Source organism: Sporosarcina sp. Y1004 (genome assembly GCF_057669665.1).
In genome coordinates, this window is the sequence record NZ_JBYHFQ010000019.1 from 1 (window position 1) to 24,201 (window position 24,201).

Genomic DNA, 24,201 nt, shown 5'->3' on the forward strand with positions numbered 1-24,201 from the left:
GCTCATGGCGAGAGGCCTCCCCAAAGCGCCAAGCGATCTATAAATGCACACTCCGAATTGCAACTCTCCCGATAATGCACACCCGAATCACTACTCTATCTCGACATTATGTTCTCTAAAACATTACCCATGAAATAGCTCATTTTCATTCTGGAGAACAGAAGTAGCGTGACAAATCCTAGGAATATGAAAAACTGTTGGATTTATTGAGGCATTAGAGTGGGAATCCCAAAAAACCATAAAAAACTAGTGGAACTTTAGGGCAATACAAACAATTAACACTCTAGAATTTTAGCGGTTAGTTTTATAAACTATCAGTATAGTTCAAATTGATAAAATCTTTTATACAAGTGAAGTTTTAGCGTGGAATAGGAGGTTACGAGATGACAACGATGACGACAACAATGATTGATACGAATAAGGAATTAGTAGAAAAGGCAATTTCATTCATTCCGAAATTGAGGGAAAGAGCAGTTAAAACAGAAAAGGGGAGACGAATCCCAGAGGCAACGATGCAAGAGCTAAAGGATGCTGGGTTATTCCAAATCTTACGTCCGAAGCTATATGGTGGTCTTCAATCAGATATGAAAACCTATACGAAATGTGTCGCTGAAATTTCACGAGGCTGTGGATCGACGGGCTGGATTTTTGGCCTCTGCAATATTCGGGAACTGATGATTGCACAATCATTCTCGAAAAAAGCACATGATGAAATTTACTATTCTGGGGACGACATCATATTTGCAGGCGTATTTGAGCCTAGAAAGATCAGCGTTAAGAAAGTTGAAAGCGGATACATTATTGAAGAAGGCTATTGGCCGTTTTGTTCAGGGTCACTGCATGCGACTTGGGGATACTTCGGAATGCCGATTGTCGATGAGCAAGGTGAAGTAATCGATCAAGGACTGATTACACTTCCATTGAGTGAAGTGGAGATTGCAGACGATTGGCATGTATCGGGCTTAAAGGGAACGGGCAGTAACAGCATTCATATGAATAATGTCTTTGTACCGAATCACCGGGTAGTCTCCTTTACGGATGCCATACATGGTAAATTCCAGTCAGATCATTTCCGAGATACTCCTTTATACAATTCAGCACTTTTCCCTGCATTGGCAATGTCAATCGGTGTTCCGGCGCTAGGAATTGCAAATGCTGCACTGGACTTTTTTAATAAGACCTTGGAAACGCGTCGCGCAGCAAATTTAGGCGTCGAGTTCGTGAAGGATGCTTCTATTACGCATCATCAATTGGCTGAGGCGACATTACATATCGAGACAGCAGATCTCCATTTCACGAACATAGCGGAAAAAATGGATGCCTATGCGGAAAGTGGAGAATACATGCCGAAAGAAGAGCGTGTCAAAATGCTCGCTAAGATCGGTTATGCCGTTCAGATGTGTAAAGACGCGATGGAAATATTTGTTGTGGCACTGGGATCTGGAATTGTAGGGGAAGGTCATCCATTCCAAAGGTTATACCACGATTTCACTGCACTTTATACACATCGTACCATCAACCCGTTAACATCTCGAGAAAACTTCGGCCGTGTATTATGCGGTTTAGAGTCAAATACGAAAAACATTTAAAAGATAAAGAGGGATGAAAAATGACGAATCCAGAAATTGCAAAGCTCGGCTATGTTGCACTCGTTACACCAGATCTCGAAAAGTCACTTGTGTTTTTCAGAGATGTCATCGGCTTAGAAGTCACGGAAGAAGTAAATGGAGTTCACTATTTACGCGCTTGGGGAGATTTCCAGCACCATACACTTTCATTAGAACAAGGGGATCGCGGCTATGTTCGTCATATTGGTTGGCGTACGAAAAATCGTGAAGACGTTCTTTTATTCAAAGAAAGACTGGAGCAAGATGGCGTTGAGGTTGAATTTGTAGAGGCATGGAAAACTCCAGGAATCGGGGACTCGATCCGTTTTAAAATTCCAAGTCAGCATACATTCTCACTCTATTATGATGTGGAGCGGCCGGTTGTAGAAGAGCATCGTCGTTCTGTACTAAAAAACCAAACTTACAAATCATGGGCGAAAGGCATATCGCCTCGTCGTTTCGATCATGTGAATATCCATACATCCACAGATGCAGGATTGACGTATGAGTTTTTAGCAGAAATACTTGGATTCAAATTACGTGAATATGTACGTGATAACGATGGAGATGTTGTTGCGAGCTGGATGAGTGTCACGCCGCTTGTGCATGATGTGGCGGTTTTGGCTAAGCCAGATTCACCGACGCCTGCACGTTTGCATCATATTTCTTATTGGTCAGATGATTCACAAGACATTTTACGTGCAGCAGATATATTGAAAGAAAATGATATTGAATTTATCGGACCTGGTAAACACGGGATCACCCAAGCGTTGTATTTATATGTCATGGATCCAGGAAGTGGATGTCGGGTTGAATTGTTTACAGGCGGATATCTCATCTTCGAACCAGACTGGGAACCGGTGGAATGGACAATGGAAGAGCGTTCCGTTGGCAATACGTATTGGGGAGAATCGGTGCAGGACCGGGAAGAAAACAAAATAACAATCGAAGCGTAATGTGTCTTGGTGAAATGAAGGGAGGAAAATCGATATGAAAACAATTGAAATCAATCGCGATAACTTAGCCTACTGGCAAAAGCGTTTGCCGGAACAAATTATAGCACTCGGTTTTTTCGACGGTTTACACAAAGGACATCTTCAGGTCATTGAGACAGCAAAGAAACAAGCGCAATCGAAAAACTTGGCATTGTCCGTTATGAGTTTTTTTCCACACCCGAAAAGTGTTTTGTCTGACGGGAAAGTAAAAGTGGAATATTTAATGCCACTGAATGAGAAGGAGAAAAGGTTAAAGAAATTAGGAGTCGATTATTTCTTTGTGGTCCAGTTTGACAAACAACTAGCCTCTTTATCTCCTGAAAGTTTTGTTGAAAGTTATCTAGTCGATTTAGGTATTGTCCACGCAGTTTGTGGTTTTGACTATACTTATGGCCATCGTGGTGCGGGTAACATGAGTCGTTTGAAATTAGATTCAAGAAATCGGATAGAAGTTACAGAAGTGCCAAAGGTAGAATGTTATGGCGAAAAAATTAGCTCGACCTTAATAAGAGCGTCCTTAGCAGAGGGAAAGGTTAATTATATTCATAAGTTGCTAGGTAAGCCCTATCAAATAGAGTGGAATAAACTGACGGGTCTTTCACCGTTTTATACACTTCCTGCACCAGGACGATACTATGCTTCAATTCAAGCAGCTGGTAGCAGAGTGAATTGTATAGTGATCGTGAACAATGACGGACAACTTGTTTTCAACCAATTACCGTTTTCAAATGAAGAACAGCTTTCGATTTCTTGGCATTATCAAGTGAGAAGTAAAGCATGTAGAGAAATTAGTTGAATTTATCCAAAGGGAAAGGGGATGTCTATATGTCAAAAACAAAACAGTTTCAAGCATTGCTAAAACAACCGAATGCATTTATTTTACCAGGTGGATATGACGGCATGACAGCGCGCTTAGTAGAGGAGTTCGGTTTCCCGGCTCTGTATGCAACAGGAGCAGGTATTTCAAATGCCCAACTTGGATGGGCGGATGTCGGACTGACAACGTCAACGGAAATAGCGGAAATCGTAAGTAGAATGTCCGATGTTACGACAATACCGATTGTTGTGGATGGGGATACAGGATTCGGTAATGCCATTAATGTCATTCGAACAGTGAAGCAGTTGGAACGTGCAGGTGCTTCCGCCATTCAACTGGAAGATCAAGTTTCTCCGAAAAAATGCGGGCATTTTAGCGGTAAACAAATCGTCAGCAAAGAAGAAATGGTGAATAAAATCAAGGCCGCTTTAGATGCAAGAGTTGATAATAACTTGGCGATTATCGCGAGAACAGATGCGCTTGCTATTAATGGAATTGAAGATGCGTTGGATCGGGCAAATGCCTACAAAGAGGCAGGAGCGGATGTCCTGTTTGTGGAAGCGCCAACGACTTTGGAACAACTGAAAATGATTACAGCTGGCGTGCCTGATATTCCACATATCATGAATATGGTTGAAGGTGGGAGAACACCGTTACTATCATTGGAAGAGGCGGAAGCATACGGCTTTAAGATTATGCTTTGCGCGAATACGGTACTGCGTTCGGCTATTAAAGGAATACGTGAGAGTTTACAGATTTTATCAACTGATAAGTCACAAGCAAATATCCATGACGCGATTTGTACGTGGGAAGAACGTCAGGAACTATTTAAATTAAATCAAATACAACAGTGGGAAAAGCAATATTTAGTTGAAGAGATACTAGTTGGGGGAGGTAAGTCATCGTGACAACAGAAATCGATTATGACTTGGTCGTTATTGGTTGTGGGGTAGCAGGTACGTCCGCTGCATTAGCAGCAGCCGAAAGAGCAAAAGAACAAGGGGAAAACCTTCGTATCGCCATTTTAGAACGTGCGGACTTCGATAATCGTGGAGGGAATTCACGGTGGACTGCAGCCTATATGCGTATGGAAAATATTGACGAACCCGCTGATCGTTTTGTAGAAGATATGATGGGATTTTCAAACAATTATTCAGATCGCCAATATATCGAGACGCTCGCACAAGACGCGGGTTCAACGCTTCGCTGGGTTGAGGAAAAAGGTGTTGAATTCGATTATTTACCGACGATGTTCTTAACGGCATCTAAGCCCCGGTTGTTACCTATAGGCGGCGGCCGTGCCATCATTGACATTCTTTCATTAAAGGCACGCGCTCTAGGAGTTGAAATCATTTATGAGTCAACGGCGTGGGACATTGTGTTGGATGATGAAGGTGCAGTGAGTGGCTTAAAGGTTCGCATCAAAGGCGGTGCATCACTGAAGCTTAATGTCCAATCTGTCATTTTAGCAGCAGGAGGTTTCCAAGGCAGTCAGGAAATGATGGCACAATACATCGGTCGAGATGCGCATAAAATTCCAACTGTAGCAGAAGGTGGCCTTTACAACAAAGGTGAAACGATTCGAATGGCGATGAATATTGGTGCCAAAGGATCCGGACAGTTTGATGCTTTCCATGCAGAGCCTGTAGATCCACGCAGCAAAAGGGAAGAAGCAGGAATTATGGCATACCCTTATGCGATATTGGTTGACCAAAATGCCAAACGTTTTACAGATGAAGGGCAAACAACAATAGATGAGCAATATGAAGAAGTGGCTCGGAAAATCTTTTATGATTTACCAAATCACATTGCATACATGATCAGTGACCAGAAAATGAATGCTATTCCGAATATCGAAGAGGCAATTCAAACAGAGCAACCCGCAATTGAGGCAGATACATTGGAAGAACTTGCAGAAAAACTCGGTATTCCAGCAGCTCAGTTAGTTGAAACGGTTCAACAATTTAATGCTGCGGTTCAGCCTGGTGAATTTATCTATAACAAAAAAGACGGGAAAGAAGCAGTTGGGATTGAGCCGCCCAAGTCAAATTGGGCCATAGCAATTGACCAAGCACCTTATATTGCATACCCCGTCATTTGTTGCAACGTATTTACCAATGGTGGATTGGCGACAGATACGTTCGGGCGCGTGTTATCGAATGATGACGATCCAATTCCTGGTTTGTACGCCGCTGGAGAAATTACCGGACTTTACTATGGAAAATACCCAGGTGGAACTTCCGTGTTAAGAGGATTGGTATTTGGCAAACGTTCGGGAGAGCATGTAGTCACGTATTTGTCAGAAGCAAAAAACCTTATATGAGGAGGAATTAGATGTCTACAGGGGATTTGAAGGGTAAAGTTGCGCTTGTCACAGGCGGTGGGCGCGGCATTGGCCGTGAAACTTGTATTTTGCTTGCATCACATGGTGCGGATGTAGCCATAAGTTCAAGGACGGCTTCCGAATGTGAAGAAGTGGCAGCATATATTCACAAAACATATGGCACGAAGACACTTGTTGTTACAGGTGATGTGTCGAATGAGGCAGACGTTCAAAAAATCATTCAATCAGTTGAAAAAGAGTTGGGGAAAGTTTCAGTACTCATCAATAACGCTGGCATAATGAGCTTTTCACCATTTACGGAAACATCCCTTGAGGAATGGGATCAAGTCAATGACATTAATGTAAAAGCACCATTTTTACTGTGCAAGGCTGTTGTTCCAAATATGATTGAGAAACAGGATGGCATCATCGTGAATATTTCATCGATTTGGGGAACGAAAGGCGGACCGAATCGGAGCGCTTATATTACTTCTAAGCATGCAGTCATCGGCTTTTCAAAAGCACTCGGTGAGGAGTTAAAGCCATATGGCATACGCGTAAATGCAGTTTGTCCAGGTCCTGTCGAAACAAAAATGACAGACGATATGGGACCAGACGTGAATAGAACCGGTTGGCTCCAACCAATCGATATGGCGAATGTCATTGTCGAGCTTTGTTTACCAAAAATGAAAGCCATCACAGCATCAACAATTGAAGCATTCGGAGCAGGGCAACCTGTTGCCGTAACTAACTAAAAAGGGAGAGATACTCAATGACAGAAATGGTCGTAGCAATCGAATCGAAGAATATCAGTCTGGAACTATCTAACAAATTATTGGAAGCAGCTGTTGAAAAAGGTAAGGAACTTGGCATGCCATTTAGTATAGCAATTGTAGATAAGGTTGGTAACTTAAAGGCGTTTTCATCCATGGATAGAGCGACTGTATTAACTTTAGAAATCGCCCAAAATAAAGCATTCTCAGCTGCAGCCTATAACCGGGCTACGCATGAATGGTATGACCGTTTAAAAGATGATCCACCTCTATTACATGGCCTTGTCCACACGGAGCGTCTTGTCATTTTCGGGGGGGGCTATCCAATTACAGTGGACGGTGAATTAATCGGTGGTATTGGTGTGAGTGGGGGGCACTATACACATGATATGCAAGTATGTGAAGCGGCGTTAGAAGTTGTTCAGCAACTTGAGCTAAAGGAAGTGTAAAAGCCTATGGAAAACTACGATATTATTATCGTTGGCGCTGGTATGGCCGGACTTTGTGCTGCAGTTGAGGCTGCGGAGCGAAGTGCAAGTGTACTTGTGCTAGAAAAGGAAGCCGAAATGGGTGGAAGCTCTTTGCTCAGCGGGCGTTACATGGCCTTCGCAGAAACAGACTTGCAAAAAAGTAAAGGGATCGTGGATTCAACTGAATGTCTCGTCAACGACATGTTGTCTGTCGGGGACGGGGCGAACGATCCCGTTTTAGTCGAAGCTTACGGTTCGCACCAACTAGAAACGTATGAATGGCTCGTAAATAAAGGTGTTTTGTTTCATGCCATTCAAGCGGTTAGTGGCCATAGTGTCCCGCGTGGGCATACAATCACACCACAACAGGCAATCACTAAGTTATTTGAAAATGCTGTTAGCCATGAAAAAGTAACAGTTAAACGCAATGCAAATGCGTTGCGTTTACGTAAAAATAACGAAGGAAAAGTAGATGAAGTTTCTTATGAGATAGATGGTGAAATCCGTACAGTCAAGGCCAATAATGGCGTTATCTTAACGTCTGGAGGATTTTCACGCAGCGAGGAGCTTTTGAATTCCTTCGCACCTCAGTTAAAAGGTGCTCTTCGAATAGGTGGCAAAGGGAATATAGGTGACGGTATTAAGCTTGCCTGGGAACAAGGTGCCTGGGTACGTGATTTGCCATTTTTAAAAGGCACATACGGCTTCCATCCAACGGCGGATGGTCCTCGTAAATCACAAGGACTCGTATTTTATAAAGGTGCCATTATTATTAATAAATTTGGCAAGCGCTTTGTCAATGAGTCGATTTCTTACAAGTTAATTGGCACGGAGGCATTGCAACAGCCAGAAGGAATAACCTATCAGGTGTGGGATCAAAACATCATGAAAGAAAGTATTCCTGGTGATGCATTGTATGATTTTGAAAAGTTGCTTGAGTTAGGCTTGATCGAAAAAGCAGAAACAATTGCAGAATTGGCAACTAAAATTGCTGTCCCTTCCGATGAATTGGAAGAAACGCTTCATATATATAATCAAGATGTCGCGAATGGCAACGATTCACAATTTGGACGCGAAACATTGACGCATACTTTCGGAGCACCCAAACAAATTCTACAGGCACCATTTTATGCAATGAGAACGACTGTTGCAATGCTAGCGACATATGCTGGCATTGCGGTTGATGAATTTGCACAAGTCCTCAATCCATATAATGAGCCAATCGAGGGACTATACGCTGCTGGGGAAGTTGTCGGTGGCTTTCATGGAGCGGGATATATGACGGGAAGTTCGCTAGGTAAGGCATCGATATTTGGCCGAGTTGCCGTACGTACAGCCTTACAAAAGCGGGAAATACTAATCTAATCTAAATGAAAACGAGGTGGGTTACATGAAAATATGGCATCAAAGTCTAACGTCAATTGAAAACGTGCCGCAGTATCGAGATGCAGTCATTCAACATATTCAAAAAGTGGCACGTCCTGATGTAGAAGTCGTAATACATGGCATGTCAAAAGAAACCTATCCTGCAGAATATCCAGGTCATTTTATAACATATGCCTATTTGCAAAACTTGCATAAGGAGCAATTCATTCGAAACGCGCTGATTGCAGAAAGTGCAGGCTATGATTGTATGTTCATTGGGACAATACCGGATGTAGGCTTATTGGAAGCGCGTACACTTGTAGATATTCCAGTGATTGGCTATGGACAGGCATCTTTTCACTTTGCATCGATGCTCGGTGATTGCATTGGCATTGTCAATTTTTTAGAGCCATTAAAAGATCAGCTAAAACAAAATATTCAACGATATGGTTTGGGAGAAAAGCTAGGTCCGATCGTCCAAACAGATGTAGGTTTTTATGATATTTTAGAAGGTTTCAGTAATCCAGAACCGATTATTGAGAGTTTCACAAAGGCAGCAAATAAAGCGATTGAACTTGGCGCGGATGTAATTGTACCGGGAGAAGGACCTATGAATGTATTCCTAGCCACTCATGGCATTTCCCGTATCGGTGATGTCCCCATTGTTGACTCATTCGCGGCAGGCATTAAAATGTGTGAGTCACTTACTGATTTACAAAAAAACTCGGGCGTCTATATGACACGCAAGGGATACTTTAATGCGAAACCACCTGAAGAAGCAGTGCAAAAGCTACGTTCGTTTTATAATTTAGAAAGTAATATTCATCCGGAACTTGATTGGGGTCTCTCCATTAAGGGCAGTGCGGTCAAGTCTTAATTTGCCGATAGTATCTATTCGAGAAGAAGGGAGTAGCTATAAACTCTCTTCTTTTTGTATTGTCGATAATTCTTGAAATTTGTGAATCGTAAACGGTACAGCCCAACCACTCAACGGTTTGGGCTATTTTGGATAAATCGCTACATAGTCAACGTTATACTAAGTCTTCTTATTTCTGTACAATAGAAGGAAAGGGTTACAGGGAATTTTAGCTAGATATATTGAATTAAAGAATCCTGTTGAATTTGCTGCGGCGCGCAATAATGAGAGAGTTGAGATCTGGAGTGTGGATTATAGATCGCTTGGCGCTTTGGGGATGCCTCTCGCCCTGAGCGAGGCCACTGAAAAATCCGATTTCCTTCAATCCCGTTGATTTCCGTTCCGAGCGGACGCTTTCCGCGGGCACGGCTTCAGCCTCCTCGTCACTGCGTTCCTCTGGGGTCTTCAGCTGGGGAAGAGTGAACTTCTTTCTCTTCCTAGCTGTTCCCGCTGGAGTCGCCGCTCTCCACTACAATCAACTAGTTCTTATTATAATAAAGAACTTTTTCAGTGGCCCCATAATAACCGGACAGTTTCCTGACTTTTTCCGTTGGGTGGTTTGAAGCGAGAGTTTTCCAACCAATCCTCCGACGTGTCCAAGCAACCTCTGAAGATGTCCAATTAACCCTGTTAAGTGTCTAACGAAAGCTCGAAAATGTCTAACTGATGGGGGAGTGAAAGCTACCCCTTAGCGCATACAAACATGATCTACTTGATTGTTATCATACCTTGTGGCAAAATACCTCCCTGGATCCACTTTTCAAGCATTTGATTAAAAAAATTAGGATTCACCAAGGGTATTCCATGGCCCACGTTAGGGATAATGATTCCTGTACAACTTGCATTCGCCAAAACGATGTCCATCGCTGACTTTTTCATCACGGCTTTTTCTTTTTCGCCAACCGTAACGACTATATTGCACTGTGCGTTGCTGAAATCTTTGGGTATTGTAAACGACATATTTTCTTCTAGTATTCTAATTAGTGTATCTGCCTCCATTTGAGAACTTTCCTTGTAATAGGTTTCAAAGTGTTTTTCATCAACGTAGAGTGCTTTCGCTTGAAGCTTTGAAAAAGATTTATTTTTCACTAATGGAAAAGTTAGTTTTATAGCCGGCCTAATTATATTTTTAACAAATGCATTCGGTCTTACTAAGGCGCTGTTTATGAATGCATAATTGATTAAATTTGGTTGAATACTTAACATTTGAATCGTTACTTGTGCCCCTAATGAAAATCCAATAACAATTACTTTTTTACCGTTTGCTATTATCCCTATCAAGTCATTTACTTTTTCTGCACTTAATTGAATTGAAAAGTTTTCTTGTTCTGGTAAATCAATTGTGACGCAATGATAATGACTGAAGTATTGAATTTGTTCATCCCACATCCAACTACTTACGCCACCACCATGTAAAAATACCATTAATGATGCATTCTTATCCCCATACTCTTGGTAATGTAAATCCAACTCATTCACCTCTTTTGCATTTATTTCTCTTAATTTTAAGTAGAAACCTTCACAATCTCATCCTTAGTTTACTATAAATATCCAATTTAGACCTCTTTATAATATCTCTATATTCCGTTAAATGAATTGTCACTTGCTTAAGAGAAAAGCAGAGAATACAATGTAACAGGTGCTTATATTGTCGTAAATTGCATCTTCAAGCATTTACACTCTCTAATAGGAAGTCATCTATTCATTTCTTTTAAAATAACTGCATTTATCACTAGGATATTGTAGGGACGAGGCAGGCGAATATTCACAACAGGAAAACCGAAAAGGGAGTCACTTCTAACCAATCGACATAGTCCAGTGAAGATAGCGGTTTTCAAGCCTTTTAACTATACAAATACCTAACATCAATTCTGAAATAAATGGAAAGGATTAAACCATAATATCAACGCATCCTAAGTGATCATCTCAAGAGTGAATTCTTAACAATCCTTAACACAAAGTCACTTGTTTTTAATGAAATTTACAAAACCTTTACAATAAACCTGTTGAAAATTTACACAAGGCGATTATTCTGGTATTAGACAAAATACGACATAAAACTACCTACTCTATTTTTAGGAGGTCACAAATGATTAGTTTGAAAAATATGAAAAAGGGGATATTAATGTTATCTCTGGTTACTTTATTATCCGCTTGTAACAGCAATGATGAACCCGGCGAACAAGGGTCAAAAGGCAGTCATGCCACAGTTGCTATTTCAGGATCAACCTCTGTAGGACCGCTTGCTGAAAAGCTTGCTCACGCCTATTCAGAGCAGGATAATACAAAAATTGAAATAAACCAAATTGGTTCATCTGCAGGTATTACCAATGCAATCAGTGGTGTGTCTGAAATCGGTATGTCTTCACGTGATTTAAAGGAAGAAGAACGAGCGAGTGGATTGAAAGAAATCGTTATTGCTTATGACGGAATTGTCGTAGTAACGCATCCAACGAATAAAGTAAAAGATCTAACGATGGAGCAAGTAAAGGAAATTTTTACGGGTAAAGTGACGAACTGGAAAGAACTTGGTGGAGATGATTTGGAAATTGTTGTTGTCTCTCGTGAGGATGGTTCAGGGTCGCGTGATGCTTTCCAAGAAATCGTCGATTACAGCTCTGGCGAATTAATAAGAAATGCAATTATCGCAAGTGGTAACGGTAATATTAAAACAACTGTAGGGAACAATAAACATGCAGTGGGCTTTGTTTCATTTGAATATATCGATGAGTCCATTTCGACAATCGATATTAATGGCGTAGCAGCAACAGCAGAAAATGTTCTAAAAGAACAATACACTTTGTCTAGACCCTTCTTATTTGTGCATAAAGAAGGCGAGTTATCAGAAGCAGGTCAACGATTTATAGATTTCATCTTAAGTGAAGATGGACAACTCATTGCAGCTGAAACAGGAGCCATTCCAATTAAATAAAGAATGACAAAAACATAATATTTAGCGTGATTTTGGAGGAATAAAGTGTGTCTATCCCAACAACTAATAAGCAGTCCGTAGCAATCGGTAAAGCGAATAAAAGGAAGTATATGTTAGAGAAGGTATCATCAAGAATTTTCTTGATTTGTGCACTTCTTTCAGTCATCACTTTATTGTTAATCATTGGATTTGTATTTTATAAAGGAGCTCATCCCTTTGTCGCAGAGGGCTACAGCTTTATAGATTTCATCTTTGGTTCTGATTGGATACCGAGTGAAGATAAATTCGGTATATTCCCAATGATTGTTGCATCCATTTACGCAACAATTGGCGCATTGATACTCGGAGTTCCTATTGGTTTATTTACAGCTATTTTCTTAGCAGAAATTGCTTCTAAACGGGTAGCTAAAATTATTTCACCAGCCATTCAATTGCTAGCGGGTATCCCATCTGTACTATACGGTGTATTCGGACTTGCGATCATTGTTCCATTTTTACAAGATACATTCGGTTTAGTGAAAGGACAAAGCTTACTCGCAGTTATTCTGGTGTTGGCAATCATGATGTTACCGACAATCGTAACTGTAGCAGAGACGGCGATTCGTGCTGTCCCTCAAACGTATCGTGAAGGGTCATTGGCACTTGGCGTTTCCCATATTGGGACCATTTTTAAAGTCATTGTCCCAGCAGCTAAGTCGGGAATTATGACGGCAGTCGTCTTAGGGTTAGGTAGAGCCATTGGGGAAACGATGGCAGTTATCTTAGTAGCTGGTAATAGTTTAATCGTCCCTACGAGCCTAACGGACAGTGTTCGACCACTGACGACAAATGTTGCGTTGGAAATGGGTTATGCATTCGGTACGCATCAGGGAATGTTATTTGCAACGGGCATTGTTTTATTCTCATTCATATTAATTTTGAATTTTGTATTAGCCAGAATCAGTGCGAAGGGTGGCAACTAAGATGAGACAATTTAAAGATAACTTGTTGCGTGGCCTTTTATGGTTCTCGGCATTCTTATCGGTTGCTGTCCTCGTTATGATTGTTGGATTCATTTTTTATAAAGGATTTCGTTTAATCAGTTTCGATTTCATCTTTGGAGATTATTCACCAACTGGTGGCGGCGGTATTTGGCCAATGATTGTAACAACAATCTACACAATTGTTATTTCGTTGATCATTGCAACACCCATTGGGATATTAGCGGCCGTTTACTTGCAAGAGTATGCGAAACAAGGTCGTTTGGTAAGAGTCATACGTTTTGCAACAGAAAGTTTGACAGGAATCCCCTCGATTATTTACGGTTTGTTTGGGGCAGTATTCTTTGTAACAACCTTAAAGTTAGGCATGTCGATTATTGCAGCTTCATTGACATTAACGATTATTGTTTTACCTGTCATCATCCGAACAACGGAAGAAGCTTTGAAAACAGTACCTGCTTCGTATCGTGAAGGTTCGTTGGCACTTGGAACAACGAAGCTACAAACCTTATATAAGGTGATTTTACCGAATGCCATGCCGGGAATTTTGTCTGGTATCATCCTATCTGTAGGACGAATTGTTGGTGAGTCAGCTGCCATCTTCTTAACTGCAGGAACTGTTGCTGCCATGCCAGAGGGGATCTTTTCATCCGCTCGAACGTTGACGGTTCACTCTTACTTAGTCACACAAGAATCGGGAGACATTGAACTTGCTGCGGCAGTGGGTATTGTTCTAATCGTTATCATTTTAATCATCAACCTTTCAGCGACTTACATATCAAAGATATTAAACAAAGGAACCAACAAATAAGGAGTGCTTATCAATGACTACAGCAGTAATGGAACCAGCGATCACACAAAATCAATCAGGAGAGGTATTTGCGCATATGGAGCAAAATATAGGACGTACATCGAAAATTAATGTAACGGATTTGAATTTATTCTATGGTGAGAAACAAGCGCTGTTCGGCGTCGATCTTGCTATTCGTGAAAATGAGGTTACTGCTTTAATTGGACCTTCAGGGTGTGGCAAATCGACTTTTTTACGTACATTAAACCGCATGAATGATTTAATTGATGGTGTGAAAATTACAGGTGAAGTTGTCATTGATCAAGAAAGAATATATAGTTCAAGTGATGTCATCAAATTACGGACTAAAGTGGGAATGGTGTTTCAAAAACCGAATTTATTCCCAATGAGCATTTTTGACAATGTTGCGTATGGTCCAAGAGGGCAAGGCATCACGAATAAAAAAGAATTAAATAAAATTGTAGAAGAGAGTTTACGCGGAGCAGCCATTTGGGATGAGGTAAAAGATCGTCTTAAAACCTCAGCACTGGGTCTGTCTGGTGGTCAGCAACAGCGTGTTTGTATTGCACGTGCCATTGCAATGAAACCAGATGTGATTTTAATGGATGAACCTACTTCCGCACTCGATCCAATTTCTACATTAAAAGTTGAAGAACTCATTACAAAGTTGAAAAAAGAGTTTACAATTGTTATTGTTACACATAACATGCAACAAGCTGCACGAATCTCGGATAAAACAGCATTTTTCTTGAACGGAGAAGTTGTTGAGTACGATGATACAGATAATATTTTCTCTACACCTAAGGATCAAAGAACAGAGGATTATGTCACAGGTCGATTCGGATAACAGGGGGTAACTGATGATTATGCGTGAAAACTTCGAGAAGAATTTAGAGGAATTGAAAAAGAAAATTACCTATATGGGCGAACTATCCATTACTGCCCTAGAAAGATCAATCAAAGCCTTGATAACACAAGACGTTGAGCTGGCTATTAAAACCATCGAGGGCGATACTGCGATTGATAATATCGAAATGGATATTAACCAGTTTGCCATCTGGATTATGGCTAAAGAAGCACCGATTTCAAGGGATTTGCGTGAAATCATTGGGGTACTTAAAATTTCATCTGAAATTGAACGAGTTGGAGATTTCGCCGTCAATATTGCAAAATCAACCATTAAAATTGGTCAGGCAACATCTTTACTGGACTTAACACAAGTAGAGAAGATGAAAGATCTATCAGTTGAAATGCTCGGAAAATCACTCCAATCCTTTTTCGATGAAAATATGGTACTTGCAAAAGAAGTTGGCGACTTAGAGGATGAAGTGGATGAATTAAGTGGTGATAACTATAAAAAACTGACTGATTATCTAAGTGAACATCCAGAAGAAACCAATCAGCTTGTCCAATTAATCTTTGTAAATCGTTATCTTGAAAGAACAGCAGACCATATCACAAATATCGCTGAAAGTGCAGCGTATTTGATCAAAGGTCAGATATATGATTTTAACTCGTAACTTTTAGCTTTTAATTAATCAGAGTTGTCCTATGGGTCGGGGAATTACCGGGCTGTGGGATGACTCTGTTTTTTGGTGTTTGGGGGTGGGATGGGGAGTGTTCTAACGAACTGGGCTAGATGTCCAACGAAAGCCTCAAAGTGTCCAACCAACGGGGAGGTGTCCGACGAACTCGGTGAAGTGTCCAACCACCCCCCAAAAAAAATGCAAAACCTATCATGAATAATGCCAGGTATCCATTGAATTCTAGCTCTTCTGGATACCTGGCAATTTACGTCCGCTTGCTCTAGACCGAATCATTGTTTTTACGAAGTTTCTGCTCCCCAATAGTTTCTTTACATTGATTTCCGCAGCAAGCACCCCAATTAGCACTAGGACAGCCCCTACATATCCTTTATTTGTAAGGATTTCCCCTACGAAAATATAGGCAAAGAATGCTGCAAATACGGGCTCTAATGAAAAGATCAGACCTGTACGTGTGGGTGTTGTATGTTTTTGGGCTACAGTTTGGCCAATAAATCCAACTGCACTACACAAAATGCTTAATGCTAAAATTGCACTCCATGATTCCATGTTGCTTGGAAGCTGTGGTTTTTCGAATAACAGTGAAAAGAGAAGGCCCCATGCACCTGCGAACCCAAGCTGTATGACCCCAATGGAGATGGCATCCGCATTTTTTGTAACACTGCCTGTCACGATGATGTGAAGGGCGTAAAACAACGCGCCTAAGATACACAAGAAATCTCCAGCATTGATGGTAAATGCCTGGTTTAACGTTAATAGACCGATTCCTGTAATCGAGATACACAAGCTGACCATCACTCTTTTTTCAGGTTTCTTTCGAGAAAAGAGTGCTAATAACAAAGGAACAAAGATAACCGCAAGACTAAATAAGAATCCGGCATTTGAAACTGAAGTCGTTTTTAATCCGATCACTACTACGGAAGTGCATAAGAATAACAGCGATCCGAGTAAAAATCCATGCTTGATTGTTTTAGCATCAATTTTAAGAAGGCGTCGATAAAATACAAGTGCAGCTACAAGAAAAGCAATTCCAAAACGCAATGCAATTAAGTTAAATTCTTGAATCGAATCGAGGCCCATCTTCATAAATAAATAGGATGCCCCCCAGAACATTGTCACCATGACCATCATCAAATCCGCTTTTACTTGTATACCCTTACTTATTGAATTATCCATCTAACGACCTCCTGTTCCATTTATTGTTTAAATTCTTATTGATTAGTTTTCAGTATACATGTAGTATTTAGATAATAAAAATGAATGTTTTTAAGGCGTTAGTTGAAAAAAATTCACGTGAAAGGATTGAGGAAGTTGTCACTTATCAAGTTTGAAATATTTAGCACAGTTGTAGAATCAGGGAGTCTCAAACAAGCGGCAGAGATTCTTGGTTTAACGCAATCCGCCGTGAGTCATGCAATTGCTAGTCTTGAATTCGAATGGGGATTTATCATCTTGATCAGAGGACGTGCAGGGATCAAGTTGACTAGTAGTGGAGAACTCGTATTAAAGCACATCCATGAAATATTAAATAGAAATGAACAAATGATGCAAGAAATCGCCAGCATCAAGGGTCTGGAAATTGGTACTGTACGCATTGGAACTTTTTCGAGTGTTTCCATTCAATGGCTACCAGAAATCCTGAAAAGTTTTAATGCAGATTTCCCTGCTATCGATATTAAGTTATTAGAGGGGGGTTACGATACGCTTGAGCATTGGATCGCAACGGGTACGGTTGATTTTGGCTTTGTTTCGTTACCGACTTCGAAGTCATTTGATGTGATTTTCTTGAAAAAAGACCGCATGCTGTGCATTCTTTCTGACGAGCATCGCCTTGCAAACCAGCAGGAGGTAAGTGTTGCAGACATTAAAGATGAGATGCTGATTATGTCGAAGAAAGGGAGCGATAATGATTTGATGCGAATTTATCATGAAAACAAGGTAACCCCTAATATTAAATTTGAACTTGCGGATGATCAAGCGATTATTTCAATGGTTCAAAATGGGTTGGGAATTAGTATTCTTCCAGAAATGGTTTTGTACCGCGTTCCGGATAACGTTCGTATTCTGAGCTTAGAAGGAGAACATTATCGCTCTATCGGTATCGCAGCCCCATCCTTCAAAACCACTTCTCCGGCCGCTCAAAAATTTATTGAGTATATGAAAGTATGGCTGAACAGCTCCGACCGCCAAAGCGAAGAGGTGAGGTTCTAGGTTCTCATTAAAGGTTCCAACAAACTCTTCAAAGTGTTTAATAATAACCTGACGCTGTCCAACAACACTACATAAAATAGGGAATCACGCTATGATAGTTATGGATCCGAAGAATGCTATGTCGAGGAGTGAGAAGATGAAGAAGTATGGTTTTCTTTTTGTCGTTATGGCTAGCTTAATGCTCGTCGGCTGTGGATCGAAAGAAGCGAAGCAGTTTATTGAGACAGATAACTTTAAGCAAGAAGTTGAGAAAATAATTTTGGATAAAGGGGAAAGGGAATACGGCCTTGAACTGGATCCGAATATGAAAAAAGCCAAGTTTGCTTTAAATCATGGAATCCCGACCGTCAATGAAAAACGGGTGCTCATTCCTGTGAAGACGAAGAATCAACCAATCTTCACTTTTAATGCGGATGCGGAAATACATAGAAAAGATGACGGAACGATGGAACTCATAGACGTCGATATTGAAGGCAATGGTGCAAACGGTTTAGGTATGCTTGGTGAATTTCTGTTAACAAACCTTTTTCAGGTGACTTATGAACAGGAATTAGAAAGGCTTGGGGAATTTGATAAGAATGTAAAAGTTAAAGTTGATAGTGTAAGGGTACAGGCAAAAAGATCATTATTCATTGAGAGTAAAGAAGAAGAGCGTAAACTGGCATTTTCTTTGTCCGAAGATTACAAGTTAGGGAAATTTGAGGATGTAATGAATATAGAAGAAATGTTTGATAAACATATGGTAGATGAAAAGATTTCTTCCATAGTCCCACTGTATCTTCCTGAAATCGATCTAGAACTGTTGAAACCGGCTGAAGAAAACATAGTAATGGAAGAAAAGTTCAACCAATTCATTGCCCATATTAAGGATTCTAAAGACCTTCCAGCAGCGATTTACTATGTATATTATTCTCCAGAATCGGTAGAAGAGGAAAGATTAAGTGAAGTAATAATCGTGGAATTAGAAAACCAATTAAGGAGAATTGAAGGTAAATAATATGATGAGGTAAAAAATGGTTTTCTTAACTAATGTGTTTTGAAAGTGGGAGGTTTACCTGCTTTCTTTTTTTTTGGTACCTTACTAAAGTGTCCAATCAAGCCTGGCAACTGTCCAACCAACTTCGAGAAGTGCGCACCCAACCCTGAAAAGTCTCCAACAAACAGGGAAGTCTCCAACAAACTCAGCGAAGTGTCCAACCACCCCTGCAAACCCTCCAACAAAAGCGAACTCCCAACCTCTTTTACCCGTCCACTCATCCATCCCCATTCATAATCGCCCACCCCCTCACATAAATAATACTGTATCTAACAGAATTAATATGTGGATACAGGAGGTAGGAATTACTATGAGAGAAAACCATGGAGGGGAATCAATCTCTCCCACGCAACTAAACAGAAATATATTAAATTCACAGACTGTGGGTGAAAGAGGTCCTGTACTGGAGCAGGACAGTATTTTGCATGAAACATTGGAGGACTTTGTCCATACAAAAATTATAGAAAGACCCGTTCATGTGAAAGGCTTTGGTGCTTTCGGATATTTTCAGACAGTGTATTCCATGGCAAATTACACAAAACTTAGCTTTTTACAAAATCCCGGGCAGCAAGTCCCGGTTACGGTGAGGTTTTCGTTTGCCGTAAGCACGAAAGGCACGCCGGATACCTCACGAAATGTGCGTGGGTTTTCTACTAAGTTTTATACAGAAGAGGGTATTTTTGATCTGGTCTTCAACCACATCCCTGTATTTTTGGTACGAGATGCCATACGCTTTCCGGACTCCATTAAGGCTTTTCTACCCTCGCCGGTAAATAACTTGATGGATCCCGAACGATTCTGGGGCTTCGTAGCTACAGCGCCAGAAGCAACCCATTTCGTTGTTCGGCTGTACTCTGATGCAGGCACAGTAAAAAGCTTTCGCCACATGCCTGGTCACAGTGTGAACACCTACGTTTGGAGGAATGAGCAAGGCGTTCGCAGTTATGTTAAATACCACTGGATTCCTGAGGCGGGGGAGCAGTATATAGACGCTCAAGAAGCGGCCAGGTGGAACTGTGAGAATCCGGATATTGCAGGTAAGGACTTACATGACACAATCGCTTCGGGAAAGCCCGTTGTCTATGGGCTTTATGTGCAGCTCATGAATCCAGAAGACGCAACCACTCTACCCTTTGATCCATTGGATGATACGAAAATTTGGGATGAACAGCAGTATCCGTTGATCCCGGTTGGCCGAATGATGTTGAATCAAAATCCGGATAACTATATGGAACAAGTGGAGAAAGTGGCATTTTCACCGTCGAATCTTTTGGATGGGGTCGAATTATCTGATGATAAAATGCTGCAAGGGCGCGCCAATATTTACTCGGATTCTCAGCGTCGGCGGCTCGGACCCAACTTCCGCAAAATCCCCATCAATCATCAGAGTGACTGGACGCCTGCAACACAAGTGACAAGTGGAAATGGCAGATACGTGGAAGGTCATCTCGTACGATCCGATTTGCCAAAACAAGATGATTTTACGCAGGCTGGGCAATATTATAATGCGCTTCCCCCTATGCAGCAAGAGCACCTAATAACGAATCTTTCTGCTGATCTCGCCGGCATATCCCCTGGAACGCTACGCATCGTTTTGACGTATCTGCACAACGCGTCTCCGGAATTGGGAGAACGGGTTGTAAAGGCAATTGAATTGCAGAAAAAAGGTTAAGGCTTGGCGCGTGTGCACAAAATCACTCAGAAAGTTCAAGACAATGTTATTCGATAGGAATCAAGACCAGACAAATTACCACTGTCTGGTTTTTCATTTGCAGGACTTAAAAGAGAAAGCACTAAAAACGATTCTGGCAATTTTGATGATATAATAAAATATCGCTATTGTTTTTACAATTAAGTAGGGAGCAGTTTCATGAAACATAAAAAGGTTTTATACATAGCACTTGTAATCGTTGTACTTAGCTTAAGTGCCTATCTAATTTTCCATCAATTCAGTAAAGGTAATGTAACAATCGAAGAAAAGACCGCTGATCCAAAAGGTGGAGGCGGGGAAGATTTTCAAACAGTCATTGAAATTGACGAAGTTAGAAAAGAACCAATTGAAGAGGAATTCCCAAGCTCGATGGATGAATTTGATGTGCAAGATGCGATTCATGGCATGTCACATCAAAAAGTGCAAGCAGCTGATAAATGGGGCTTCATTCCTTTAACTCAAGACCGTGTGAAACGCTTGATAGAGGTCGTTAACGAAAACGAATTCAACTATGAGCATGCAGACACATTTTTGCGGATCCTTACGCGCTGGTCAAACAATGATTTCTCACAGGCAGATGACGATCATAACGCCATTTGGGAACTTCAAGAAGGGACTGTGGGACGAGCAACAGGTATCTTGAGTGCTCAGGAAGAAAGGAAATTCATTAAAAAACATTTTAAAGTTGAAGTCAAAGAAGTAACCCCAGATTAAAAACTGGGGTTACTTTTTTGTGTTTAAATAAACGAATATCAAGAAACTGATTTCTGTATGAGATTCATCCGTTATCAAAAAAACATATCTTCTCATTTGATTTGACGGTAATTGTGTCGCGTTCACTTTGGCTAGAGCAAACCGATAAGGGGCAGAAGGAGAGTACATAACTAAATCCCGACCCGCCTAAAACGCTTGAATTTTATGAACTTATCTTGCAGTAGAAGCCATTTTAGGGTTTTATTCACAGGCACATTAACAAACTATTTACATTAGCAACACATTTGCTTAATGTTTGTTTGATAAATTATTGATGTAAACAAAAACGAAACGGAAAAAATAAGTGTACCTGGGAGGCACCATGGCTAAATTATTAATACGTAATTTATCAAAAGAATATAGTGGCGGTGTAAAAGCGGTCAATGACTTTAATTTATCCATAGATGACGAGGAGTTTATTGTATTTGTTGGGCCGTCAGGTTGTGGGAAATCTACAACATTGAGAATGATTGCCGGATTGGAAAGTATTAGTGAAGGTGAAATACTCATCGATGATAAGGTCATAAATCGTCTTCATCCAAAAGATAGAGACATTGCAATGGTTTTTCAAAACTATGCGTTGTATCCACACATGACTGTATATGAAAATATGGCCTTTTCTTTGAAATTAAGAAAGACACCCAAAAAAGAAATAAAAGAACGTGTGCATAAAGCAGCAAAAATCTTAGACATTGAATCTTTGTTAGGTAGAAAACCAGCGGCGTTATCAGGTGGTCAAAGGCAACGTGTAGCCCTTGGAAGAGCAATTGTACGTGATGCTAAAGTGTTCTTGATGGACGAACCCCTTTCTAATCTTGATGCAAAATTAAGAACTCAAATGCGTGCAGAAATTACAAAGCTACATAAAGAATTGAAAACAACAACCGTCTACGTTACCCATGATCAAACGGAAGCAATGACCATGGCAACTCGAATTGTCATATTAAAAGATGGTGTCATTCAACAAGTCGGAACGCCAAGAGAAATTTATGCAAAACCGAACAATATTTTTGTTGGTAGTTTTATCGGTGCCCCTGCGATGAATTTTATTGAGGGGACATTAATAGACAGTGGATTGGATGTAGCAGGAACAATCATTCCGCTCCCGATTGATCAAATTAATCATTTACAAGCAAGAGGATATGTAAATAAAAGCATTGTCATCGGTGTAAGACCTGAACATATTAATATTTGCGATGAAGAGAGTGTAAACGACACGAGATACAATTTTACAACGAATGTTGAGTTAGCTGAGCTAACAGGATCCGAGACCATTTTACACGTGACTTTGAATAAAAAACAGTTGGTTGCGAAAGTAGATATGATTGAACCATTTGATGCTGACCAAGCAGTTGAAATGGTATTCGATTTTGACCATATACACTTTTTTGATAAAGACTCGACGGAACGAATTGAATTAAATTCGATAGGGATGAACGCAGATGAAACAGTTGTCGCTATTTAAAAAAACATTAGGAACCTATCAGATTACAGTTACCCCAGATGCGCATCAATCTCATGTTTTATTAAGGGTGGAAGTGCCAAAGTCGACGCAAGAACTCGTTATTCAATACTCTTATTCACCAAGCGAGGAAAAGGAAAAATCGAATATCGATCAATTGTTTTCCTTGTTTCAACAAGAAAATAATATGGCCTCTTCAGATAGAGTACATATTCAATCCGTGAGAAACTTAATCACCATTTCAGCCAGTTCAAGTCAAGGATATGAAGGAAGTTGCCATCGGTTTGAGCCGGCAAGTACGATTGTCATTAACAACACAGCTTCTTCACCAGGTATGAGAACAGGGAAAATCGAACCTGGATTTTGGGATATATCTTTTAACTTACATGCGCTAGTCACGCCAAAGACCATGATTACTTGTACAATCCATGCCTTATATGAAGATGAAATAAGCGTTCATCTGCCTATGAAAATAGAGAAAAAAGAAAAAAAGCCCTTAAAAAGACAACGCAACAAAAAAGCACATTCTACCTATCAAAAAGTTGAGTTGCATTCACATACACAACATAGTGACGCAATACATACAACGACAGAATTAGTAAACGAAGCCATTAAGCAAAAAATCGATTGGCTAGCGATAACAGATCATAATACGTTAAGCGCATTTGATGAACTATCAATTAAAAGTCATTCAATCCAATTGATTAAAGGAATTGAAATGACGACATTACATGGTCACTTCTTAACATTAGGCTATCAAAATCAAAAGCCGTTAGATTGGACCTTAATTGATCGATTTAATATTAATGAAAAACTAAAGGTTATGAAAGAACAAGGTTTAGTCATTGGGATCGCTCATCCTTTTGATGTGGGCAGTCCATATTGTACAGGCTGTAGATGGCAGTATGTTTTGGAAACTGTTGAATATATAGATTTTATAGAAGTATGGAATTCAGAAGACCCCCACGATTCGTTGTCAAATGCAGATGCCGTTGCAAAATGGACGCAATTGTTAAATGACGGTATTGAAATGGCTGCCACGTGCGGAAGGGATTGGCATCACTCTAATACAACAAAAAAACCTGCCTATTTGTATGTGGAGGCAGAAAAAAATGCAACTGAAGATGAAATATTACATGCAGTTAAACTCGGCAGAAGTTATATGACGCTTTCACCGAAAATCGAATTTGTCATTAACAATGAATGGACAATCGGAGACAGGATTACTATCGATGAAATGCGAGCATTGGAAATACGCATTCGACTGATCAACGCAGAAAATGTGAATATAGTTAAAATAGAATCAAATTTGGGAGAGTTATATGAAAGTGATCAGCTAGATACGAATTATTCTCTTAATCTAAAAGGAATAAATGAGCTGAAATGGTTAAGAGTATCTGCATTTGACCATGATCTCAATCGAATCTTATTAACGAACCCCATTTATTTTGCTGACAATCAAAAAAGCGATTAGGAAGGAGGATTTACTACATGG

General features: G+C 40.4%; 23 protein-coding genes. 20 read left to right on the forward strand and 3 right to left on the reverse strand.

From position 1 onward, the window contains the following. The first annotated feature begins 383 nt into the window (after positions 1-383). From AC25Y6_RS13075 to AC25Y6_RS13115, 9 genes are read left to right on the forward strand one after another with little or no spacing between them, the layout of a single operon-like run. The gene (locus AC25Y6_RS13075; protein ID WP_488143333.1) at positions 384-1,589 is read left to right on the forward strand and encodes an acyl-CoA dehydrogenase family protein; all 1,206 of its coding nucleotides are present in this window, start codon (positions 384-386) and stop codon (positions 1,587-1,589) included. A gap of 20 nt (positions 1,590-1,609) precedes the next feature. Next, positions 1,610-2,563: a VOC family protein gene (locus AC25Y6_RS13080; protein WP_482103784.1), complete on the forward strand. Its 954-nt coding sequence runs from the start codon at positions 1,610-1,612 to the stop codon at positions 2,561-2,563. A 34-nt stretch (positions 2,564-2,597) separates the two neighbouring features. Beyond that, positions 2,598-3,398, forward strand: a complete 801-nt coding sequence (locus AC25Y6_RS13085; RefSeq protein ID WP_488141617.1) for an adenylyltransferase/cytidyltransferase family protein — start codon at positions 2,598-2,600, stop codon at positions 3,396-3,398. A 29-nt stretch (positions 3,399-3,427) separates the two neighbouring features. Beyond that, positions 3,428-4,327: an isocitrate lyase/PEP mutase family protein gene (locus AC25Y6_RS13090; RefSeq protein ID WP_488143334.1), complete on the forward strand. Its 900-nt coding sequence runs from the start codon at positions 3,428-3,430 to the stop codon at positions 4,325-4,327. Further along, on the forward strand, positions 4,324-5,742 hold the full coding sequence (locus tag AC25Y6_RS13095) for an FAD-dependent oxidoreductase (protein ID WP_488143335.1): 1,419 nt from the start codon (positions 4,324-4,326) through the stop codon (positions 5,740-5,742). The genes AC25Y6_RS13090 and AC25Y6_RS13095 overlap by 4 nt, the downstream gene beginning before the upstream one ends. An 11-nt stretch (positions 5,743-5,753) precedes the next feature. Then, on the forward strand, positions 5,754-6,497 hold the full coding sequence (locus AC25Y6_RS13100) for an SDR family NAD(P)-dependent oxidoreductase (RefSeq protein ID WP_488143336.1): 744 nt from the start codon (positions 5,754-5,756) through the stop codon (positions 6,495-6,497). A gap of 17 nt (positions 6,498-6,514) precedes the next feature. Further along, complete coding sequence (locus AC25Y6_RS13105; protein ID WP_482100208.1) at positions 6,515-6,964, forward strand: GlcG/HbpS family heme-binding protein; 450 nt, start codon at positions 6,515-6,517, stop codon at positions 6,962-6,964. Positions 6,965-6,970: 6 nt separating this feature from the next. After that, a complete protein-coding gene (locus tag AC25Y6_RS13110; RefSeq protein ID WP_488143337.1) occupies positions 6,971-8,350 on the forward strand; it encodes an FAD-dependent oxidoreductase in 1,380 nt (459 codons plus the stop codon). A gap of 25 nt (positions 8,351-8,375) precedes the next feature. Further along, positions 8,376-9,227, forward strand: coding sequence for an aspartate/glutamate racemase family protein (locus AC25Y6_RS13115; RefSeq protein WP_488141623.1), 852 nt, complete (start codon positions 8,376-8,378; stop codon positions 9,225-9,227). Positions 9,228-9,974: 747 nt separating this feature from the next. On the opposite strand, the gene AC25Y6_RS13120 is transcribed toward AC25Y6_RS13115, so the two are convergent. After that, the gene (locus tag AC25Y6_RS13120) at positions 9,975-10,736 is read right to left on the reverse strand and encodes an alpha/beta fold hydrolase (protein ID WP_488143338.1); all 762 of its coding nucleotides are present in this window, start codon (positions 10,734-10,736) and stop codon (positions 9,975-9,977) included. A gap of 619 nt (positions 10,737-11,355) precedes the next feature. Here AC25Y6_RS13120 and AC25Y6_RS13125 point away from each other — a divergent pair. The 5 genes from AC25Y6_RS13125 (at position 11,356) to phoU (ending at position 15,509) form a co-directional block, all read left to right on the forward strand. Then, positions 11,356-12,198, forward strand: coding sequence for a phosphate ABC transporter substrate-binding protein (locus tag AC25Y6_RS13125; protein WP_488143339.1), 843 nt, complete (start codon positions 11,356-11,358; stop codon positions 12,196-12,198). 47 nt (positions 12,199-12,245) lie between these two features. Next, complete coding sequence (gene pstC / locus AC25Y6_RS13130; protein WP_488143340.1) at positions 12,246-13,160, forward strand: phosphate ABC transporter permease subunit PstC; 915 nt, start codon at positions 12,246-12,248, stop codon at positions 13,158-13,160. A 1-nt stretch (position 13,161) separates the two neighbouring features. Next, the gene (gene pstA, locus AC25Y6_RS13135; protein WP_488143341.1) at positions 13,162-13,989 is read left to right on the forward strand and encodes a phosphate ABC transporter permease PstA; all 828 of its coding nucleotides are present in this window, start codon (positions 13,162-13,164) and stop codon (positions 13,987-13,989) included. Positions 13,990-14,065: 76 nt separating this feature from the next. Continuing rightward, the gene (pstB, locus tag AC25Y6_RS13140) at positions 14,066-14,836 is read left to right on the forward strand and encodes a phosphate ABC transporter ATP-binding protein PstB (protein ID WP_488140953.1); all 771 of its coding nucleotides are present in this window, start codon (positions 14,066-14,068) and stop codon (positions 14,834-14,836) included. 13 nt (positions 14,837-14,849) lie between these two features. Next, positions 14,850-15,509: a phosphate signaling complex protein PhoU gene (gene phoU, locus AC25Y6_RS13145; protein WP_488143342.1), complete on the forward strand. Its 660-nt coding sequence runs from the start codon at positions 14,850-14,852 to the stop codon at positions 15,507-15,509. 246 nt (positions 15,510-15,755) lie between these two features. Here phoU and AC25Y6_RS13150 read toward each other — a convergent pair whose 3' ends face one another. Beyond that, a complete protein-coding gene (locus AC25Y6_RS13150) occupies positions 15,756-16,709 on the reverse strand; it encodes a DMT family transporter (protein ID WP_488143343.1) in 954 nt (317 codons plus the stop codon). Positions 16,710-16,844: 135 nt separating this feature from the next. Between AC25Y6_RS13150 and AC25Y6_RS13155 the strand changes: the two genes are divergently transcribed. Beyond that, positions 16,845-17,744 (forward strand): LysR family transcriptional regulator, encoded by a 900-nt coding sequence (locus AC25Y6_RS13155; protein WP_488143380.1) that lies wholly within the window; start codon positions 16,845-16,847, stop codon positions 17,742-17,744. Between the two features lie 136 nt (positions 17,745-17,880). Beyond that, entirely contained in the window at positions 17,881-18,741 is an 861-nt protein-coding gene (locus AC25Y6_RS13160) for a hypothetical protein (protein ID WP_488143344.1), read from the forward strand. 84 nt (positions 18,742-18,825) lie between these two features. On the opposite strand, the gene AC25Y6_RS13165 is transcribed toward AC25Y6_RS13160, so the two are convergent. Next, entirely contained in the window at positions 18,826-19,011 is a 186-nt protein-coding gene (locus AC25Y6_RS13165; RefSeq protein ID WP_488143345.1) for a hypothetical protein, read from the reverse strand. Between the two features lie 79 nt (positions 19,012-19,090). On the opposite strand from AC25Y6_RS13165, the gene AC25Y6_RS13170 reads away from it, so the two are divergent. The 4 genes from AC25Y6_RS13170 (at position 19,091) to AC25Y6_RS13185 (ending at position 24,180) form a co-directional block, all read left to right on the forward strand. Further along, positions 19,091-20,452: a catalase gene (locus tag AC25Y6_RS13170; protein WP_488143346.1), complete on the forward strand. Its 1,362-nt coding sequence runs from the start codon at positions 19,091-19,093 to the stop codon at positions 20,450-20,452. A 198-nt stretch (positions 20,453-20,650) separates the two neighbouring features. Continuing rightward, on the forward strand, positions 20,651-21,205 hold the full coding sequence (locus AC25Y6_RS13175; protein WP_488143347.1) for a DUF6241 domain-containing protein: 555 nt from the start codon (positions 20,651-20,653) through the stop codon (positions 21,203-21,205). Positions 21,206-21,566: 361 nt separating this feature from the next. Next, the gene (locus AC25Y6_RS13180) at positions 21,567-22,709 is read left to right on the forward strand and encodes an ABC transporter ATP-binding protein (protein WP_482102171.1); all 1,143 of its coding nucleotides are present in this window, start codon (positions 21,567-21,569) and stop codon (positions 22,707-22,709) included. Beyond that, complete coding sequence (locus tag AC25Y6_RS13185; RefSeq protein WP_488143348.1) at positions 22,687-24,180, forward strand: CehA/McbA family metallohydrolase; 1,494 nt, start codon at positions 22,687-22,689, stop codon at positions 24,178-24,180. Before AC25Y6_RS13180 ends, AC25Y6_RS13185 begins: the two co-directional genes overlap by 23 nt. The last annotated feature ends 21 nt before the right edge of the window (positions 24,181-24,201 follow it).

Excerpts from the sequence above, each read along its gene's own strand:
- AC25Y6_RS13165 (WP_488143345.1), bottom strand. The coding sequence starts at position 19,011 with ATGGGGATGGATGAGTGGACGGGTAAAAGAGGTTGGGAGTTCGCTTTT.
- AC25Y6_RS13170 (WP_488143346.1), top strand. The coding sequence starts at position 19,091 with ATGAGAGAAAACCATGGAGGGGAATCAATCTCTCCCACGCAACTAAAC.
- AC25Y6_RS13075 (WP_488143333.1), top strand. The coding sequence starts at position 384 with ATGACAACGATGACGACAACAATGATTGATACGAATAAGGAATTAGTA.
- AC25Y6_RS13150 (WP_488143343.1), bottom strand. The coding sequence starts at position 16,709 with ATGGATAATTCAATAAGTAAGGGTATACAAGTAAAAGCGGATTTGATG.
- AC25Y6_RS13175 (WP_488143347.1), top strand. The coding sequence starts at position 20,651 with ATGAAACATAAAAAGGTTTTATACATAGCACTTGTAATCGTTGTACTT.
- phoU (WP_488143342.1), top strand. The coding sequence starts at position 14,850 with ATGATTATGCGTGAAAACTTCGAGAAGAATTTAGAGGAATTGAAAAAG.
- AC25Y6_RS13110 (WP_488143337.1), top strand. The coding sequence starts at position 6,971 with ATGGAAAACTACGATATTATTATCGTTGGCGCTGGTATGGCCGGACTT.
- AC25Y6_RS13125 (WP_488143339.1), top strand. The coding sequence starts at position 11,356 with ATGATTAGTTTGAAAAATATGAAAAAGGGGATATTAATGTTATCTCTG.
- AC25Y6_RS13080 (WP_482103784.1), top strand. The coding sequence starts at position 1,610 with ATGACGAATCCAGAAATTGCAAAGCTCGGCTATGTTGCACTCGTTACA.
- pstB (WP_488140953.1), top strand. The coding sequence starts at position 14,066 with ATGGAGCAAAATATAGGACGTACATCGAAAATTAATGTAACGGATTTG.
- AC25Y6_RS13090 (WP_488143334.1), top strand. The coding sequence starts at position 3,428 with ATGTCAAAAACAAAACAGTTTCAAGCATTGCTAAAACAACCGAATGCA.
- AC25Y6_RS13115 (WP_488141623.1), top strand. The coding sequence starts at position 8,376 with ATGAAAATATGGCATCAAAGTCTAACGTCAATTGAAAACGTGCCGCAG.
- AC25Y6_RS13100 (WP_488143336.1), top strand. The coding sequence starts at position 5,754 with ATGTCTACAGGGGATTTGAAGGGTAAAGTTGCGCTTGTCACAGGCGGT.
- pstA (WP_488143341.1), top strand. The coding sequence starts at position 13,162 with ATGAGACAATTTAAAGATAACTTGTTGCGTGGCCTTTTATGGTTCTCG.
- AC25Y6_RS13185 (WP_488143348.1), top strand. The coding sequence starts at position 22,687 with ATGAAACAGTTGTCGCTATTTAAAAAAACATTAGGAACCTATCAGATT.
- AC25Y6_RS13180 (WP_482102171.1), top strand. The coding sequence starts at position 21,567 with ATGGCTAAATTATTAATACGTAATTTATCAAAAGAATATAGTGGCGGT.
- AC25Y6_RS13160 (WP_488143344.1), top strand. The coding sequence starts at position 17,881 with ATGAAGAAGTATGGTTTTCTTTTTGTCGTTATGGCTAGCTTAATGCTC.
- AC25Y6_RS13105 (WP_482100208.1), top strand. The coding sequence starts at position 6,515 with ATGACAGAAATGGTCGTAGCAATCGAATCGAAGAATATCAGTCTGGAA.
- AC25Y6_RS13085 (WP_488141617.1), top strand. The coding sequence starts at position 2,598 with ATGAAAACAATTGAAATCAATCGCGATAACTTAGCCTACTGGCAAAAG.